General features: G+C 39.2%; 15 protein-coding genes and 1 pseudogene. 14 read left to right on the forward strand and 2 right to left on the reverse strand.

What is annotated here, in order from left to right; genetic code table 11:
- Positions 1 to 5: 5 nt before the first annotated feature.
- The 9 genes and pseudogenes from trsM to ACIZ62_RS06075 form a co-directional block, all read left to right on the forward strand.
- Positions 6 to 725, forward strand: a complete 720-nt coding sequence (gene trsM, locus ACIZ62_RS06035; protein WP_414151466.1) for a DVU_1556 family methyltransferase — start codon at positions 6 to 8, stop codon at positions 723 to 725.
- Positions 726 to 746: 21 nt separating this feature from the next.
- Positions 747 to 2,105 carry a radical SAM (seleno)protein TrsS gene (gene trsS, locus ACIZ62_RS06040; protein ID WP_414151467.1) on the forward strand — a complete coding sequence of 453 codons (1,359 nt, stop codon included), beginning with the start codon at positions 747 to 749 and terminating at the stop codon, positions 2,103 to 2,105.
- A gap of 69 nt (positions 2,106 to 2,174) precedes the next feature.
- Positions 2,175 to 2,549 (forward strand): NifB/NifX family molybdenum-iron cluster-binding protein, encoded by a 375-nt coding sequence (locus ACIZ62_RS06045; protein WP_414151468.1) that lies wholly within the window; start codon positions 2,175 to 2,177, stop codon positions 2,547 to 2,549.
- A gap of 521 nt (positions 2,550 to 3,070) precedes the next feature.
- Positions 3,071 to 4,090, forward strand: a complete 1,020-nt coding sequence (locus tag ACIZ62_RS06050; RefSeq protein WP_414151469.1) for a molybdopterin-binding protein — start codon at positions 3,071 to 3,073, stop codon at positions 4,088 to 4,090.
- A 315-nt stretch (positions 4,091 to 4,405) separates the two neighbouring features.
- The gene (locus ACIZ62_RS06055; protein WP_414151470.1) at positions 4,406 to 4,855 is read left to right on the forward strand and encodes a DVU_1555 family C-GCAxxG-C-C protein; all 450 of its coding nucleotides are present in this window, start codon (positions 4,406 to 4,408) and stop codon (positions 4,853 to 4,855) included.
- A gap of 15 nt (positions 4,856 to 4,870) precedes the next feature.
- Positions 4,871 to 6,205, forward strand: a complete 1,335-nt coding sequence (locus tag ACIZ62_RS06060; RefSeq protein ID WP_414151471.1) for a DVU_1553 family AMP-dependent CoA ligase — start codon at positions 4,871 to 4,873, stop codon at positions 6,203 to 6,205.
- A gap of 366 nt (positions 6,206 to 6,571) precedes the next feature.
- Positions 6,572 to 7,390 carry an XdhC family protein gene (locus ACIZ62_RS06065; protein WP_414151472.1) on the forward strand — a complete coding sequence of 273 codons (819 nt, stop codon included), beginning with the start codon at positions 6,572 to 6,574 and terminating at the stop codon, positions 7,388 to 7,390.
- A 125-nt stretch (positions 7,391 to 7,515) separates the two neighbouring features.
- Positions 7,516 to 7,731 carry a hypothetical protein gene (locus ACIZ62_RS06070; protein ID WP_414151473.1) on the forward strand — a complete coding sequence of 72 codons (216 nt, stop codon included), beginning with the start codon at positions 7,516 to 7,518 and terminating at the stop codon, positions 7,729 to 7,731.
- Between the two features lie 39 nt (positions 7,732 to 7,770).
- Positions 7,771 to 8,310 (forward strand): annotated as a pseudogene (locus tag ACIZ62_RS06075) (transposase); the annotation flags it as partial.
- A 288-nt stretch (positions 8,311 to 8,598) separates the two neighbouring features.
- On the opposite strand, the gene ACIZ62_RS06080 reads toward ACIZ62_RS06075, so the two are convergent.
- Entirely contained in the window at positions 8,599 to 9,861 is a 1,263-nt protein-coding gene (locus ACIZ62_RS06080) for a hypothetical protein (protein ID WP_414151474.1), read from the reverse strand.
- 470 nt (positions 9,862 to 10,331) lie between these two features.
- Between ACIZ62_RS06080 and ACIZ62_RS06085 the strand changes: the two genes are divergently transcribed.
- A complete protein-coding gene (locus tag ACIZ62_RS06085; RefSeq protein WP_303871753.1) occupies positions 10,332 to 10,670 on the forward strand; it encodes a helix-turn-helix domain-containing protein in 339 nt (112 codons plus the stop codon).
- Between the two features lie 1,098 nt (positions 10,671 to 11,768).
- A complete protein-coding gene (gene ltrA / locus ACIZ62_RS06090; protein ID WP_322519908.1) occupies positions 11,769 to 13,184 on the forward strand; it encodes a group II intron reverse transcriptase/maturase in 1,416 nt (471 codons plus the stop codon).
- Between the two features lie 92 nt (positions 13,185 to 13,276).
- Here ltrA and ACIZ62_RS06095 read toward each other — a convergent pair whose 3' ends face one another.
- Positions 13,277 to 13,579, reverse strand: a complete 303-nt coding sequence (locus ACIZ62_RS06095; RefSeq protein ID WP_414151475.1) for a DUF6442 family protein — start codon at positions 13,577 to 13,579, stop codon at positions 13,277 to 13,279.
- A 725-nt stretch (positions 13,580 to 14,304) separates the two neighbouring features.
- On the opposite strand from ACIZ62_RS06095, the gene ACIZ62_RS06100 reads away from it, so the two are divergent.
- The 3 genes from ACIZ62_RS06100 (at position 14,305) to ACIZ62_RS06110 (ending at position 17,121) form a co-directional block, all read left to right on the forward strand.
- Positions 14,305 to 14,754, forward strand: coding sequence for an Hsp20 family protein (locus ACIZ62_RS06100; protein WP_414151476.1), 450 nt, complete (start codon positions 14,305 to 14,307; stop codon positions 14,752 to 14,754).
- Between the two features lie 270 nt (positions 14,755 to 15,024).
- The gene (locus ACIZ62_RS06105; RefSeq protein WP_414151477.1) at positions 15,025 to 16,515 is read left to right on the forward strand and encodes a DEAD/DEAH box helicase; all 1,491 of its coding nucleotides are present in this window, start codon (positions 15,025 to 15,027) and stop codon (positions 16,513 to 16,515) included.
- A 57-nt stretch (positions 16,516 to 16,572) separates the two neighbouring features.
- Entirely contained in the window at positions 16,573 to 17,121 is a 549-nt protein-coding gene (locus ACIZ62_RS06110) for an NUDIX hydrolase (protein WP_414151478.1), read from the forward strand.
- Positions 17,122 to 17,156: the final 35 nt, after the last annotated feature.

Here is a 17,156-nt window from a genome sequence, read left to right on the forward strand (position 1 = left end):
TGAGTATGATTGAACAAGGATTAGCGCAAATTTATACATGTCATGATATGAGGGCAGTGACTGGTGAGACGATAAGGCCAGGTGGTCTCAAAATAACTGAACGGGCGGTTGACTTTTGCCAATTAGCGCCTGGCCTTCGTTTACTGGATGTAGGATGCGGAACAGGGGAAAGTGTAGCGTTTTTGATTGATAAGTATAATATTGATGCAATTGGTATAGATCCCAGCGACACTATGTTAAAGCTTGGAAGAGAGAGTAATCGAAAACGACCAATCTTTTATGGACAAGCAGAAAATATTCCGTATACAGATCGATCTATGGGAGCATTATTAACTGAGTGTTGCTTTTCACATTTTGTTGATATAGATAAAGCGCTTCAAGAATTTTACAGGGTCATCGTATCTGATGGGTGGTTGATTATTAGTGACATGTATACTAAGCAAAAGCTGTCCTCTACCATAGAGCCGAATGACAATTCCTTCAATAACTTCTTTGGTAAGGATACTGTTGTTAAATATCTTGAGCGCCATGGTTTTGAAATAATTTTATGGGAAGACCGAACAAACGAACTTAAACAATTAACAATTAATATTATTATGCGCTATGGTACACTAGAAAATTTTTGGAAGAAAATTGATTGTAATTGTAATAATTGCTTTACGGCTAAACCAATGAATGCAAAATTGGGATATTATCTTTTAGTAGCACGAAAAAAAATTGGTTGAAGATGATGGAGAAGAACACGTATGGATCATAAAAATGAGAAAGTTAGAGGACAAACACAAAGTCTTTGTCCCATTTGTCTTGATAGGATTTCGGCGGAAATTGTGAAGATTGATGACGATATCTATTTACGAAAAAAATGCGAAGAACATGGAGACTTTCAGACAATAATTTGGAGAGGGGAGCCTGATTACTTTTCTTGGCGTAAGCAAAAGCAACCAGTATATTCTAAGGTGAATTTGGCAGAGAAAAACAAAGGATGTCCTTTTGATTGTGGTTTATGTCCTGACCATTGCCAGCAAATTTGTTGTGTTCAATTTGAGGTCACCAAACGCTGCAACCTAAGTTGTCCAGTTTGTTTTGCGGATGCTGGAAAAGAGGCAATTGTAGATCCTAGTATAGAAGAACTTATTGGCCAAATGAAAATAATTTGGGATACAAGTGGTAAATGCAATATTCAATTATCGGGAGGGGAGCCTACACTAAGAGATGATCTGCCAGAAATTATAAAAGCGGCAAGTTCGTTGGGCTTCTCTTTTTTTCAGTTAAATACCAATGGTATACGGCTTGCGGAAGATTTAGATTATGTCAAAGCACTGAAAGAAGCAGGACTTTCAACCGTGTTTTTGCAGTTTGATGGTATCGAAGATGAAATATACGAGAAACTTCGCGGTCAAAAGCTGTTTCAAATAAAACAAAAAGCAATTGAAAATTGTGGCCGTAATTCAATTGGAGTCGTATTGGTACCGACTTTGGTTCCGGGTATCAACACGGATCATATCGGTGAAATTGTTAAATACGCCTTGAAAGGTTTGCCTGTTATTCGAGGGATCCATTTTCAACCGATCAGTTATTTTGGTCGATATCCATCTCCACCTAAAGATGAAGATCGGTTTACACTTCCAGAGGTAATAAGAGCTCTAGAACAGCAGTCTCAAGGATTACTTAAAGTCGAGAATTTCGTTCCCTCTGATTGTGAAGATTCATTATGTTCTTTTCATGGTGACTTTATATATTTGGAGAATGGAGTTCTTGCGCCCTATAATCAAAAACAAGATTTAGGATCTAAATGCTGTCGAGAAGGTTTGGAAAATGAGGCGGCATTGCGAGCTCAAAATTATGTAGCAAGAAGATGGCAACTAAATAATGCAGAGGAAAGCACGCTAGACGAGCAAGAAAAGGATGATTTTGATAGATTTCTTGACAGAATCCAAAATTATCGTTTAAGCATTACTTGTATGACGTTTCAGGATGTTGAGAATTTGGATTTGGAACGGCTCAAATATTGCAGTGTGCCCGTTGTAAATAATGGTAAAGCTATTCCATTTTGCGCTTATAATTTAACAAATAGAATGGGGCATTCTTTATATAAAGACATATAAGAAGCCACCGCAAAGTTTTGGGAGTTTTTTAGAATTAATTTTATATAATAGTAAGGGAGATTGAGCGAAATGAAGATAGGAATTTCATCAAACGGCACAAAATTGAGTGATGTAGTTGCAGAATCATTTGAAAAGAGTAAATACTTATTGATTGTTGAAACAGATGATTCAAGCATAGAAGTTTTTGAAAACAAAGATTTGGATAGTGATAGGATTGAACTGGCACAAAAGTTGATCGATCATGATTGTGAGGCAATAATAACTGGTAGTATCGAGCAGCCTGCATTTGATGTTATCGCAGTAGCCCAGATTACTCGATATAATGGAGTTGGTTATAATATTAAAGAATCTTTACGTTTAATGGACGAATATAAATTGAATTTCATAAAAGATTTTGAAGGCAGTGACGACAGTGATAATCATGTCCACTCGTGTGCGCATTGAGTGCCTAAAGAAATGAATATTAAATAAACTGTTTGTTATTAGTATATAAATAGTAAAGGATTAAAGGTTAATGTCCAAAATATGAAATACCCAGTTTTCAGTAGCAAAGAGATTAGGAGTAGTAAGAGTACATGATATAAATTACATTTTAACCCGTAATAAATTCTGACTCAATACAAAAGATTATTCCTATCATTTTTATAGGAACATCTTTTTTCTTTTTTGATAGACAAAAACCTCTTATAGAAAAAAATTAATTATAGATTAAATGCGTCGTATTTGACAACGAGATGATTAGGGTTAGCTTTTTAGAAATAAAAATTGCTTTAACTAAAAGTAGCTTGATTTTAAGAGGAGAGCATAACTAATGTTATTAACTTTGTCTTTTCAAGCGAGTGCATTTTAATCAGAATAAGGAAATTGAGGCTTGACCGTTCTGTTGATAGCATATTTGAAAGAAATATGAATAGTAACCTCTGAAATGATGACGAACAATGTTGATGAATATAAGGAGACAAAAGATGAAACTTGTAGCAGTTCAGGATGCGGTTGGTATGTTGTTGGCTCATGATATGACGCAAATTATCCCGGGTGAATATAAAGGTGCCCGTTTTAAAAAGGGGCATATGATCAGTATGGAGGATATTCCACAATTGTTGAATATGGGAAAAGAACATGTGGGGATCATTGAATATCGGGAAGGGGATATTCATGAGAATGATGCCGCTCTTCGAATGGCAAAGGCGATGGTAGGGAGTGGAATCAAGATGAGCGATCCTTCTGAAGGAAAGGTAAAGCTGATTGCGGAGAGGTCGGGGCTTTTAAAAATTAATGCGGCGGTTCTGGATGAACTCAATGAAATAGAGGACTTAATGACGGCGTCGATTCATGGTGATCGTCTTGTTGAAAAAGATATGGTTATTGGTGGCACACGTATTATCCCCTTAGTTACTGTAGTGGAAAATGTAGAAAAAATGGAGGCGGTTTGTCGAAAAAAAGGACCGGTCTTTGAAATATTGCCACTAAAAAAATTCAAGGTCGGAATTGTAACGACAGGAAGTGAAGTGTTTTATAAGCGGATTGAAGATAAGTTTGGACCAGTTATTCGAAGGAAATTTGCAGAACTGGATTGTGATGTGGTTGGGCAAATCTATTCGAGTGACAATGTGGATATGATTACCGAATCAATTTTCAAATTAATTGATATGGGCGCAGATCTGATAACCTGTACAGGTGGTATGTCGGTGGATCCGGATGATGTCACACCGGTTGGAATCAAAAATACAGGTGCGAATATAATAACGTATGGAGCGCCAACGCTTCCAGGTGCTATGTTTATGCTGGGGTACTTGAATCAGATTCCGATTGTCGGCTTGCCGGGCTGTGTGATGTATGCCAAAAGAACAATCTTCGATCTAATTGTTCCACGTCTCGTAGCGGAAGATCCGGTAACAAGACAAGATATCGTAAAGCTTGGGCACGGTGGAATGTGTCTTGAATGTGAAACCTGTGTTTTCCCGAATTGTGGATTTGGACGATAGGTCAGAAAAGCGAATATATCTGAAGCGATGATTGCAGATCGGCAAAAATGTATTTAGTATGAATCTCTGAATTACTTCGTTTGTTGTCTAAGTTAATTTAGATTTAAAAAGCATAATTAAACCGGTTAAAAAGTAATAACAAGGGACTATACAGTACTATTGGGGAAATATTTTCCTAACTGGTCGACAAAAGTCGCTATTATCATATGAATCGATAGATGTTTGAATGGACCGGGATACTGTTGTGTTGTAAAAGTGGTGTGAAAGTATTGGTATATAATGGTTACACAAAAAATAAATCTGGGAGAAAAAGCGATGGATGAACTGGCTTTTGAATTATTTCAATTGGCTTCGAAAGGCTATTGTTGTACACAATGTATGGTGAAAATGATTATGGAAATGGAAGAGAAAGAAAATCCGGATTTGATTCGAGCAATGGGTGGACTGTGCAATGGGATCGGAAACAGTCAGAAAAACTGTGGCGTTTTAACAGGAGCCATTGCCGTTTTCGGACTTTATGCCGGAAAAGGCGAAGATCATGAGTATGCTAAAGCAGGATATGATCGAATGGTAAAAGATTATATGGAATGGTTTGAAGAGCGAAACGGTAGTTTAGACTGTATGGATTTGATTGGCGTTAGCCTGTTTAAGAATACTGATCGGAGTATGACTTTTCCAGTGAAATGCGGAGAGCTCATAAAGGAGGGATTTCTTCAGATGAATAAAATTTTACGTAAAAATGGTTATGTGCCTGGAGAACGCTAACGATGGGAAGTGTCTATGAACAATCTTGATCACTGGATTGGCCGAAAAATCGGATTGCCGCATTTTACTGCGCGAGAGCTGGAAGCTTATCAGTTTGACCGTTTTCAGAACACGCTTGAACGTGCCAGGAAAATGAGCCAGTATTATCAGAAGAAGCTGGTAGGACTTTCGGTGGAATCCCTACGTAAAATGAAAGACATCGAAAAACTGCCGCTGACCAATCAAATGGATCTCAAGACCTCGCCGATGGAATTTCTTGCAGTTTCTCAGCAGCAGGTGAAGAAAATTGTGACCCTGAATTCATCAGGAACGACCGGATCCGCTAAACGGATATTTTTTTCTGAAGCGGATCTTAATTTGACAGTGGATTTTTTTGAAAACGGAATGGGTGTTTTCACAGAACCGGGGGATCGGGTTCTAGTGCTTTTGCCGGGAAAGACGCCAGCTTCCATAGGCGATCTTCTGAAAAAGGCATTAAAACGGCTGGGTGCCGAATCTGTAATTTACGGAGTGGTCGATGATTCTAAAAGGGTCTCCGAAATCATTCTTAAGGAAAAAATTACGGGCGTTGTGGGCATTCCCCAGCAGGTATTTCTGCTCTCTCAGGAGAAGGAGGCGACAGCGATTAAAGTGGCCGGAAATCTTAGAACGGTTCTGCTTAGCACTGATTATGTTTCCCCCTCCATATCTCGCCGGATTAGAGAAAACTGGAGTGTTGAAGTGTTTGAGCACTATGGCAGCACAGAAATGGGATATGGCGGTGGTGTGTTCTGTGGGGCTAAAAAAGGTTATCATATGCGAGAAGCGGATTTGTATGTGGAAATCGTCGATCCGCTGACACAAAAAAGTCTGCCGGATGGCAAGATGGGGGAAGTGGTGTTTACCACGCTGACTCGCGAGGCCATGCCGTTGATTCGTTACCGGACTGGGGATTACGGTCGCTTTCTCAAAGAAGACTGCGACTGCCAAACGGGTTTGAAAACGCTGGAACGTATTAAAAATCGTGTAGAGAACCGAATTTTTGTAGAGAATGGACAGGACTTCTACTTGTCAGAATTGGAAGATCTGATATTTGATAAGTTTCCAATCAGTGATTTTTATGTTGGTTTGAGCAGTGATGATTTGAACCAAAAGGTTATTGAAATGGATGTGGTTTTTGACAAAAAACTAGATGAAAGAAACAAACGAGGGGTATTATGTGAAATGGAAGCGCAGCTCGAAGGCATGGCAGAGAAGAAAATGGGAAGGGCTCGAAAAATGTTTAAAATCTGTGAAGGCCAGGCATTAGAAGTAGACACAAAAGGGATACGAAAACGAAGCATTAGGGATAGGAGAAAAGAGAATGAGTGAAGAAATAGCCAGGATCTGCCCAATCTGCCTTCGAACGTTACCGACAGAACGGATTTCAAAAAAACGAAGGGATCTACCTACATCGTACCTGCCCCGAGAACGAGGAATTTGAAACCCTGATTTGGAAAAAAGCTCTAGTAAGGAACTGGAATGGAAGTATTGGTCCATTGATCCTCTGGATCCACCCAAAAAGTCTTTCGATTATGGCTATTAGATTTCAGGATCAAGGGAATTTGTATCTTGAACGGCTCAAAAAGTGCAGATTACAAATTGCCACAAAAGATAAAAAATTGATTCCATTCTGCGTTACTATGTATGTTATCAAGATCAACGTTTAAGTGGCAAAGAGACAGGAAAGGAAATAAAATGCAGAAATTGATACGCGTTGGAAGAGATCTGATTGAAAATGGAGAGGATTTTGTCCTCGCAAAAGTAGTAGAAACCGTGGGATCAACCCCCAGAAAACGGAATGCATGGATGCTGATGGATAAAAATAAGAATTTTTATGGAACGGTTGGCGGTGGAAAACTCGAAGCGGAGGTACAAAAACACTGTGAGAAAGTGCTTTTGTCAAAAGAATCGGATGTTTATGATTTCAGTCTGACGCCACTTGAAAAACAGGGGATTGATATGCAATGCGGTGGAAATGCCAGTGTCAGTATCGAATATATCGATCATCAACAGACGAAGAACTTTGGATGCGAATGGCGTGGAAATCAGAAGGCCTGTATTTTTGGCGGAGGTCATGTTGGGAAAGAAGTGGAGAAAGTACTTTCTTATATCGGCTTTAATACAATTATACTGGATGATCGGGAAGAATTTGCAAATCGTGAGCGGTTTCCGATGGCTCCGCAGGTGCGGTTGCTTAAAGATTTTTACTCTGCTTTTGATGAGATTTCCTGCAATGAAGATACTTATCTGGTAATTGTGACAAGGGGACACAGCTGGGATTATGAGGTGCTCAAAGCGGCACTGAAACAGCCGTCAGCTTATATAGGTATGATCGGTAGCAAGGAGAAAAACAGAACGATTTTTGAAAAATTGCTGCAGGAGGGTTTTTCACAAAAAGATCTGGATCGGGTTCATGCGCCAATCGGATTGTCAATTGGTGCGGAGACACCGGAAGAAATTGCAATCAGCATTGCAGGCGAAATTATTAAGGTAAGAGCGGGCTATGAAGAGTAAATCTTAGTTGCTGAATTATGCAACTAAGGTTAAGGTGTCAAAAGTAATTGTAACCTCATTAGTAATTCTCTCCAACTGAGATCTAAAATAGAGACAGAATTAAAGGCAGTGGAGGCTACAGAACGATGTCATTTAAAACCAACAAAGAACAACAACTCACATTGGATGATCGCTTTTTACAGGTGGACGAACGGACAAAGAAATTTGTTTTGAATTTCTGGGCAAAAGGCTTTCATATATTATTGGGTGATAGTCGTGCAGCAATGGATCTGATTAATGTTTTGTCACCAGAGGAGCATGATTTTTTTATAGAAATGCCGATATACAAATTGCTTAATTAGATAGAGGGATACGCCACTGGTTTATCGAAAGTCCTTGGGCTTCTGATTGTCTCCGTTGATGGGCTATCCGGTTTTGGCGATGCCATCCATGCGGTCTTTCCCAATGCGGAGATTCAGCGCTGCATCGTTCATCAGATCCGTTATTCCACCCGTTTTGTTTCATACAAAGACATCAAACCATTTATGTCCGATCTGAAATTGGTTTACCAGGCAGCTACGGAAGATGTCGCTTTGCAGCAGCTGGATGCACTGGAAAATAAATGGGGAAAGAAATATCCCAGTTCGATCCGCTCTTGGCAGAATAACTGGGCAGATTTGTCCACTTATTTCAAATATCCGCAGGAATTGAGAAAGCTGATTTATACGACCAACGCAATTGAAAACTTTAACCGTCAGCTTAGAAAAGTGACCAAGTCAAAATCAATTTTTCCGACAGATGATGCGCTCTTTAAAATGCTCTATCTGGCCATGACGGATATTACTAAAAAATGGAACGGCAGACCAAGAGACTGGTCGAAAATTCTGGAACAGCTTTTAATTTATTTTGAAGGTCGAATCAGCCTCGTCGACGTCGAATAGGCCCGTCCACATCAAAGACTGCCAATATTGATTATTGACAGCCTTTGAATCATGTGCAAAAATAGACTTGAAATTTAATCTGCACATCTATTTTTTATTTTAATATTTTCCATTAACCTGGAATTCGCAAAAGCACAAAATAATTTACACGCCCTTTTTAATATCGCGCATCTTAATAAATTGAATAAATTCAAGCGCTGTCAGTAATCCTCTATGTCAATGTCCATCAAGCCAATATTGCGTCGCTGGACATTGACATAACTTCAGTAATATAACTGCTCAGGGCATTTATATCAAAATCAAAGATGATAACAAATCGATGCTGGGTGCTCTATTGAATCCATCATCTTTCAATGAGAGAACGCTATTAAAAAAAACTTCACTTAAAATACTTTGGGGAACATTTTTGTTCCGTGAGTACTTTATAATATCCCAGCCATTTTCAAGTGCACGTTCACCATAGCGTTTCACCCCGTTGATGGCGATATTTTTTGCAAATGTTTTAGAGCATCGATGTTCAAGAAAAGCTTTCGAAGCGCTTGCAATTTCTTTCCAAATCAGGGCATAAATTTGGGAAACAGAAAAATTTTCAAGGAGCTTTTCAATGATAATATTTGTTTTCTTTCCAAAATTTGTACTGAACTGAACAGAATTCAATTGATATTCAAAATAATTGATACATTCTTGTTTGGCTATACTTTGCCATAGTTTAAGTGCTTCTTCCGCATCCACCTCAGAATTATAGTAATCACCAAGTAACAATTTTTGAATGAGTGCATCAAATCCTTCATTACAGGTTACATTAATAACAAACCATACTTTAGAAATAAAAATTATATTTGGAAAATTATTCGGATAATCAAAATTACCGCATTCATCCTCCTGGACAAAAGCCAATATGTCTGAAATTGGACTGGGTATCAGTATATTTAGTCGACAAAGTTCTACAAATATCTTTTTTGTATATTCATCTGTTGGGGATATGGGATTTGCTTGATCAAAAATCTCTATGGGATACAATTGTGCAACTGGAGAGTAATTTTCGATAAGCAATGCTCTGCAAATCGTGCTAAGATATACTTTATGTCTAAAATTTAAATCATCAAAATGATAAGGTATATTATTTTTGATATCATAGGTTCTCTTAATAATTTCTTGAATGCTTTTTCTTTCGCATTCTTTTAATCGTCTCACTTCTTCTCGTCGTGCTTCCGCTTTTTTTCGAATATTTGAACAATAATTACATTGGCAGTTTTTAATCGAATTATTAGTGTGGCCGCAATTCGTACAAAAAAGGTAATTAATGTCAACACTTCGACGTTTACTCTTTGATTGTGGCTGGGATGCGAGTGAATTGCCACAATTCGGACATGGAAAATCCGGATGTGAAATTGGCGGAAATAACTTACATAAATTGGAAGGACCTACATCAATGTCAAATTCAGTGAGTAAAGAATTCACATTTTCGTTGTTATAATATCGAGATATAAGTTCATTGATTTTATCTTCTGACAGATGATCTAAGCTTTTATGAAGCTCTTTAGTATTCATTTTAATCCTCACAATAGCCTTTATAAAAATGATAAACATCTACAAATAGGCCGATTATTTTCTGGTTGGCTTTTCTTTAATATGGTATTAGATCCATAATAAAAACCTTCTTGATTAATTGAGTTACATGATTAATCAAGAGGGTTTTTTGTTTCAAAAATCGTTTCTGAAAGATGCTTTTGTGATATCAGTTAAGCACAAAAAATAGATACAGCATCACGTTATAGAGACAAAGAGCGACATCTCATTAGTCATTTTATGTTGAAATCCGCTGTTTACAGTTTGATTGACTGTCTTAATATAAAGTTAATTGTGGATATTCAAAGCCTAATTAAAAAGGCATATTTATACGTTAAATATGAAAAAACTAAAAAAGAATACTTATAGTATATCACTTCCTGGAATAAATATCAACAGTATGTAGAAAACTGCAAATAATACTTATAGACTATACCGAAAGGAGTGATTGAATGGACGATATTGTAAAGATACTTGGAAAACGAATCCGGAATTATAGAATGCAACTTGATTTAAGTCAGGAAAAGCTTGCTGAAAAAGCGAGTTGTCATCCGACCTATATTGGTCAAATTGAAAGAGGCGAAAAGAATCCCACCATCGAAAGCATTGAAAAAATCACAAGGGCATTAGGAATTTCCCTTTCAGAATTATTTGAAAAAATAGACATAGAAAATCACTCGCAAATCGGAATACTAGCGCAATGTTATGAACTTATTCTCGCTAAGAATCGTTCGGAGCAGGAAATAATCTATCATATTCTCCTTGAACTTGATAGATATAAAAAAGAATGAAGGAATCGTTTAATGGCAAAGTAGTATTTGTACATCGACGAGAACGGAGCAGACGTCTTTGTTCAAGATGCGCGCAGCAACTTAAAGAGGAAGAATTCATTGGTCAATAATATCCATTAAATCGATCACATAAGAAGGCAGTCAGTTAATGAACATCTTTTTATTTTTGACTAATGAAAAAGAACATCATTTAGTTATGTTATAGAAGAAAATCATGAAATTATAGTAATGATAGAATGATTGATTTATTACAACATTACAACAAGACAAATAAGGTAAAAAGTTAAGTGAAAAATAATATAATCTAATTATATCTATGATATAATACATCATCAAATAAATGATTATGGACACCTGTAAATAATAGAATGTTGAAATCAAGTATTAAAAAGAAGAACAATGGAAATTAGAGAGAAAGAAGTGGAGAGTGGGTTAATTAATCAAATATCAGATCTGTTAATATTATTCATTTTAGATTTTGTGCAAACTTTAAAGTAGATAATTTCTACAAAGTAAAAAAGCATAAATTTTGTGCAAACTTTTTTATGTTTTTGAGGTAAGTAAAGAAGGAAAAACTAATGTTTTTTGTGCAAACTTTTTTACACGCCCACAGCTTAAATTTTATAATTGAAGTTAAGTACCAGTGCAGCAAAAAAGCTGATCAGATTATTTATTAATCGGATCAGCTTTTTTAGGTGCGCCCGGCATGGGCGCAATCTAACGGGTGAAAGTCCCGAGCACGGGTAGGTAGTGCCAAGTGCATAGCTTAAGGCAAGGGTGTCCCCGGTGACGGAGAATCTGAAGGAAGCCAGCGGCAAACTTCCGGTCTGTCGAACAGAAATCACATCAGGCATGTTCAACTGGGTAAGGTTGCCTAACAAACTGAAGCCCCAAAACTACTCGGAAGTTGATGGTGTAAATGTGGCAGATAGATGGAAGGAAAGATTGCGTTCTTACCCGGGGAGATCTCACGGACGTGTGGAAACAGAGTATGAAATACGGTTGAAATAAGATTTATCGTGAGAAGTCAGCCGAAGCCATAGTACGGAGACAATCTAGATGTCGAAGGAAGGGCTGAACCAGAGGAGGTGAAGATCAATGAAGATTACTGACGGTGATAAAATAAAACACAGAAAACTTTATAATGAAGGCGATCTGCAAAAGATATCTGCGGAACAGAAAAGATATGCAGACGTGTGCGCATCACCAAAGATAATTGAAACCGAAATCACCAATACAAACGAGCAGACGGATGGAATACTGGAGAAAATTCTAACCCGGGATAATCTGAACCTGGCCTATAAGCAGGTGAAGAAAAACAAGGGTGCAGGTGGAATAGATGGCATGCAGGTAGATGAACTTCTGCCCTACCTGAAAGAAAACCGGAATGAACTCATTGAAGCCATCCGAAGTGGTAAATACAAACCCCAACCCGTCAGATGGGTAGAAATACCAAAAGAAAACGGGAAGACACGAAAATTGGGAATCCCAACCGTTGTGGATCGATTGATTCAACAGGCGATCGCTCAGGTGTTAACGCCGATATTCGAACAACAATTCTCAGACAGCAGTTACGGATTCAGACCCAAACGCAGCGCTCAGGGTGCCCTGAAACAATGCCAGCAAAATATTACCGACGGATATAAATACGTCGTCGATATGGATCTGGAAAGGTACTTTGATACCGTCAATCACAGTCGACTCATTCAGATTCTGTCTGAAACCATCAAAGATGGTCGGGTCATCTCCCTGATCCACAAATTTCTGAACGCAGGCGTCATGTCAGGTGGCGTGTTCGAGCGTAGTGAGGAAGGCGTGCCGCAGGGCGGTCCACTCAGCCCAATTCTTGGAAATATCATGCTCAATGAATGCGATAAAGAACTGGAACGTCGTGGACACCATTTTGTCCGGTATGCTGATGATCTGATGATTTTCTGCAAGAGCCGGAGAGCGGCCGAACGAACCCTTAAGAACATCGCCCCGTTTATCGAAGAGAAACTGTTTCTTCGTATTAATCGGGAGAAAACGAAAGTGTCCAACGTCGCAAAAGTGAAATTCCTCGGATACGGATTCTATATCTACCAGGAACAGGGAAGGTTGCGAGTTCACCCCCAGAGCATCGATAAGCTGAAGGATAAAATCCGACAGATTACCGGACGCAGTAATGGGATGGGAATTCAGAGACGAAAAGAAAGAATGCTGCAAATCGTGCGGGGCTGGGTCAATTATTTCAAGCTGGCGGATATGAAAAATATATTGAAACCGCTGGACAAGTGGATGAGAAGCCGAATCCGGATGGTGATCTGGAAACGCTGGAAGAAAGTAAAAACGCGCTTTACCAATCTCAAAAAGTTGGGACTGGACGAAAAACGGGCGTGGATGTGGGCAAACACAAGAAAAGGCTATTGGCGAACCGCCCATAGCCCAATCTTAATGAGAACCCTGTCTAATGATCGACTCAAGCGGGCAGGATATCCCAATTTTTATGATTATTATCTGCAAGTAACCGTGTAAACTCTGGAACCGCCGTATACCGAACGGTACGTACGGTGGTGTGGGAGGTCGGCTGATCAATTAATGGTCAGCCTCCTACCCGATTTCTTATTCTACCAGGTACTAAGGATATAATTTGCAAGTGCCGAAAGTGAGGCGACGATGCCGCCAATAGCGATAATCAGGTTACTGGTCGTTTTTTCCTGTCGATACTTGATAATAAAAGCCATCCCCAGGTATCCCCAGAACATTGCATTTAAATCACTGATCGGAAGGCCTTTAAATAGATTATAACCAAGTAATATGATAAACATACCGGTTAGACCCAGTAAACCATAATCCTGGGATTTATCAGCAGTTACCGTTTGAGTCGCTTCTGGATTTGGGGTTTCATTTAATAATTCTTCATCTTTCATTTCATACCTCCAAATTTTTATTAGTTCTAACTATATCAGATTAGAAATAGTTTGTCGAGACAAGATCATAAAAGCGCCAAGGAATATAACTTTCTCAGTGATTTATTGGCGATGATGTTGTTCTAAGTACGCTCTTTTGTCGAGTTCAGGATTTGTAATGCGGTTGTTGATATACGACTTGAATATAGAGGAATGATTACCTTAGCTCAGAATCATCCATAATTATAATTGGAAGTACTTGACCTATTTAAGAGGCGCAGTGATTGGCATGGAATGGTTTTTGTAGATTTTTGTAACCGGAGACAAGGATACGGAAAAAGAAGAAGTAAACACCGTTATTCTTACAAACGGACACCAAAACTATGCCATTTTTGTGGATCAGCTTAAAAAAACAGGGATTTGTTGTGATGACTCTTGAAGATCACCTGGCCGCGAATCCGGGAATAACCGATTCGACACTGTTGGGAAACAGGCAGGTTGTCTGGTATGAGATGCTAAATTGTTTTTGGCTCCTCAACAGTTACATTTGTAACACGTTCAAGCGATTTCACAACCGTCTGACCGTTTACGTTGAGGTCTAAAAGTCAATCAAGTAACAGCTTAAAAGAATCTTAAAGGTGCGACCATGACATCTTGACATCTTTTTTAAAAAGTGGTATAAAATAATCAAAGTTAGCACTCGTCAAGTGCGAGTGCTAACAAATAAAATTTGTAAAGGAGTGGTTATGGTGACAGCACTGATTCCGTTTAACAGAAAACGCAATGATTTGATGAATACCGGTTTTGATGATTTCCAAAATATGCTTGACGACTTTTTTGCAGAAGGATGGCCTTTGAGAAGAAGTTTAGCAGGTGACACCTTCAAGATCGATTTACAAGACAATGAGAAAGAATACATTGTCGAAGCCGAGCTGCCCGGTGTTGCTAAAGGGGATATCAACCTTTCGCTTGAAGAAGGAAGACTTCAGATTTCAGTCAAGAAGGATGAAGTTAAGGAAGAAAAAGAAAAGAATTATATTCATCGCGAAAGAAAATTCTCTTCGATGACCAGAAATGTATTTCTCGCTGATGCAGCTTCAGATGATATCAAAGCCAAACTGACAGATGGGGTTCTGACTATAACAGTACCAAAAGCAGTGAAGCAGGAACAGTCAAAATTAATAGAAATTGAATAAAGGTTATCCAGTGGGAGTTAAAAACTTCTGGTTTCATGAGCAAAAAACCTCGTCAGATAAGCTGATGAGGTTTTTTGCAGTAATCGACAATGGCCAGACAAAAAGTAGTACTTACTGTTATGGATAACAATAAACCTTGCTTAATTAGCAAATATAGACTATAATAAAATGTCAAGTAATAAACCAGCTGTATCTTCTGTGAATTCCCAGTGGATACAGCTTTTTAAATGGATTAAAATAAGTTTATAATAAAAAAGAAAGCAGAAAAAAGTGATAAGTAAAAAATTTAACCAGTACCAATTAAGCGATGAGCTCCTAAAAGCCATCGAAAAACTAAATTTTGAAAACCCGACCAAGGTTCAGGAAGCCGTAATTCCGATTGCTTTGGAGAAAAAAGATATTCTCTGCAAAGCCCAAACTGGCAGCGGCAAAACGGCGGCCTTTGGCATTCCGATCTGTGAACTGATGGACTGGGAAGAGAACAAACCCCAGGCCCTGGTGCTGACCCCGACCCGGGAGCTGGCACTGCAGGTCCACGAAGATATTTTTAACATTGGCCGCTTCAAGCGGGTTAAGGTGTCAGCCCTTTATGGAAAATCACCGATCCGCCGGCAGGAAAAAGAGCTGAAACAGAAAACCCATGTGGTGGTGGGAACCCCGGGCCGGGTAATGGATCATATTGAACGAGGAACCTTTATTACCGATGAGATCCGTTTTCTGGTCATCGACGAAGCTGATGAGATGCTGAATATGGGTTTTATCGATCAGGTAGAAGAAATTATCAATGAAATGCCCAAAAATCGGGTGACGATGTTGTTTTCAGCCACTCTGGAAAATGAGATTCAACGGCTGTCAAAAAAATACATGAACGATCCCCAGATCATCGAGATTGAGGCCGAGACCAAACGAACCGATGCCATTGAACAATTTGTATATAAAACGGGCCATGACGATAAACTGGATGTGTTAAAGGATGTGCTGGTGGTGGAAAACCCCGACAGCTGCATTATTTTTTGCAATACCCAGGAAATGGTCAATGCCATTTATAATCTGTTGGGTAAGGATAATAAGGCCTGTGAAAAGATACACGGCGGCATGGAACAGGATGACCGCACCCTGGTCATGCAACGTTTTAAAAAGGGCGCCTTCCGCTATCTGATTGCCACCGATGTGGCGGCTCGGGGGATTGATGTTCATGAGATTTCGCTGGTCATTAATTTTGATGTCCCCTGGGAAAAGGAAACCTATGTCCATCGCATCGGCCGGACCGGTCGTCGGGGCACCACTGGTAAAGCCATTACCCTGGTTTCGGCAAAAGAAGGCCGCTTGTTTAAAGATATTGAAAATTATACTGACAAAGAAATAATTGAAAAAGAATGCCCCACGCTAGCCACAGTCCATTCGCTAAAAGCGGCCTTTATCGAAAAGCTGCAGGAAAAACCGGAGGAAAAGCTGGACAAAGCCCATGATCTGACCCGGGAGATCACCAAGATCCATATCAATGCCGGCAAAAAGACCAAAATGCGACCGGTGGATATTGTCGGCACCCTGTGTAATCTGGAGGGTATGACCGCCGCGGATATCGGCGTAATCACGATTCTAGACGTCTCCACCTTTGTCGAAATCCTCAATAACAAAGGCCCCCAGGTGTTAAAAGAGCTGCAAACCCGGAATATTAAAGGACGGCCGAGAAAGGTAAGCCTGGCTGAGGATAAATCGGTTACCATGGCCCGAAAAAAACCGATTCGTCGATTCTATTGATTAAAATTTAGTGTTTAAGATTAATGTTTAACACGAGATGATTATAGTGAGGTGTCTATGGACTATTTAACTGCTATCACTGAGTTTAAACCCGGATCTGGCCAGGAACAGGCCGATCAGCAGACCTTTTTACGGTTCATTAATAATAATCCGGATGTTTTGCTGCGGGAAAATAAAATTGCCCATCTGACCAGTTCAGCCTTGATTTTTAATGAGGCTCGGGATAAACTGTTAATGATCTACCATAACATTTATCAATCTTGGTCCTGGACCGGGGGGCACGCCGATGGCGAAGCGGATCTACTACAGGTAGCGATCCGCGAAGCCAAAGAAGAAACCGGATTAAAACAAGTAACCGCCGTAGCGGATAAAATTATCTCATTGGATATTTTGTCAGTTTTTGGTCATCTTAAAAATGAACAACCGGTTTCGGCTCATTTGCATTTATCGGTAGCCTATTTACTATCGGCTTATGAAGATGAACCGCTGGCGATTAAGCCAGATGAAAACAGTGGGGTCAGATGGATCGCGATAGATGAATTGTCAAGCCATGTGAGTGAACCCCATATGCTGGTGGTCTATAATAAAATTCTGAACAGATGCTAATTTGTTGTGTCCATATTAAATTGCGTAGAATGGTT

This window comes from Acetobacterium carbinolicum (assembly GCF_047456275.1).
Classification (GTDB): Bacteria; Bacillota; Clostridia; order Eubacteriales; family Eubacteriaceae; genus Acetobacterium; species Acetobacterium carbinolicum.

What these genes read in the sequence shown, in the direction of transcription:
- ACIZ62_RS06070 (WP_414151473.1), top strand. Translation starts at nt 7,516, where the DNA reads ATGTCATTTAAAACCAACAAAGAACAACAACTCACATTGGATGATCGC.
- ACIZ62_RS06095 (WP_414151475.1), bottom strand. Translation starts at nt 13,579, where the DNA reads ATGAAAGATGAAGAATTATTAAATGAAACCCCAAATCCAGAAGCGACT.
- ACIZ62_RS06060 (WP_414151471.1), top strand. Translation starts at nt 4,871, where the DNA reads ATGAACAATCTTGATCACTGGATTGGCCGAAAAATCGGATTGCCGCAT.
- ACIZ62_RS06080 (WP_414151474.1), bottom strand. Translation starts at nt 9,861, where the DNA reads ATGAATACTAAAGAGCTTCATAAAAGCTTAGATCATCTGTCAGAAGAT.
- ACIZ62_RS06050 (WP_414151469.1), top strand. Translation starts at nt 3,071, where the DNA reads ATGAAACTTGTAGCAGTTCAGGATGCGGTTGGTATGTTGTTGGCTCAT.
- ACIZ62_RS06110 (WP_414151478.1), top strand. Translation starts at nt 16,573, where the DNA reads ATGGACTATTTAACTGCTATCACTGAGTTTAAACCCGGATCTGGCCAG.
- ACIZ62_RS06045 (WP_414151468.1), top strand. Translation starts at nt 2,175, where the DNA reads ATGAAGATAGGAATTTCATCAAACGGCACAAAATTGAGTGATGTAGTT.
- trsS (WP_414151467.1), top strand. Translation starts at nt 747, where the DNA reads ATGGATCATAAAAATGAGAAAGTTAGAGGACAAACACAAAGTCTTTGT.
- ltrA (WP_322519908.1), top strand. Translation starts at nt 11,769, where the DNA reads ATGAAGATTACTGACGGTGATAAAATAAAACACAGAAAACTTTATAAT.
- ACIZ62_RS06055 (WP_414151470.1), top strand. Translation starts at nt 4,406, where the DNA reads ATGGATGAACTGGCTTTTGAATTATTTCAATTGGCTTCGAAAGGCTAT.
- ACIZ62_RS06085 (WP_303871753.1), top strand. Translation starts at nt 10,332, where the DNA reads ATGGACGATATTGTAAAGATACTTGGAAAACGAATCCGGAATTATAGA.
- ACIZ62_RS06100 (WP_414151476.1), top strand. Translation starts at nt 14,305, where the DNA reads ATGGTGACAGCACTGATTCCGTTTAACAGAAAACGCAATGATTTGATG.
- trsM (WP_414151466.1), top strand. Translation starts at nt 6, where the DNA reads ATGATTGAACAAGGATTAGCGCAAATTTATACATGTCATGATATGAGG.
- ACIZ62_RS06065 (WP_414151472.1), top strand. Translation starts at nt 6,572, where the DNA reads ATGCAGAAATTGATACGCGTTGGAAGAGATCTGATTGAAAATGGAGAG.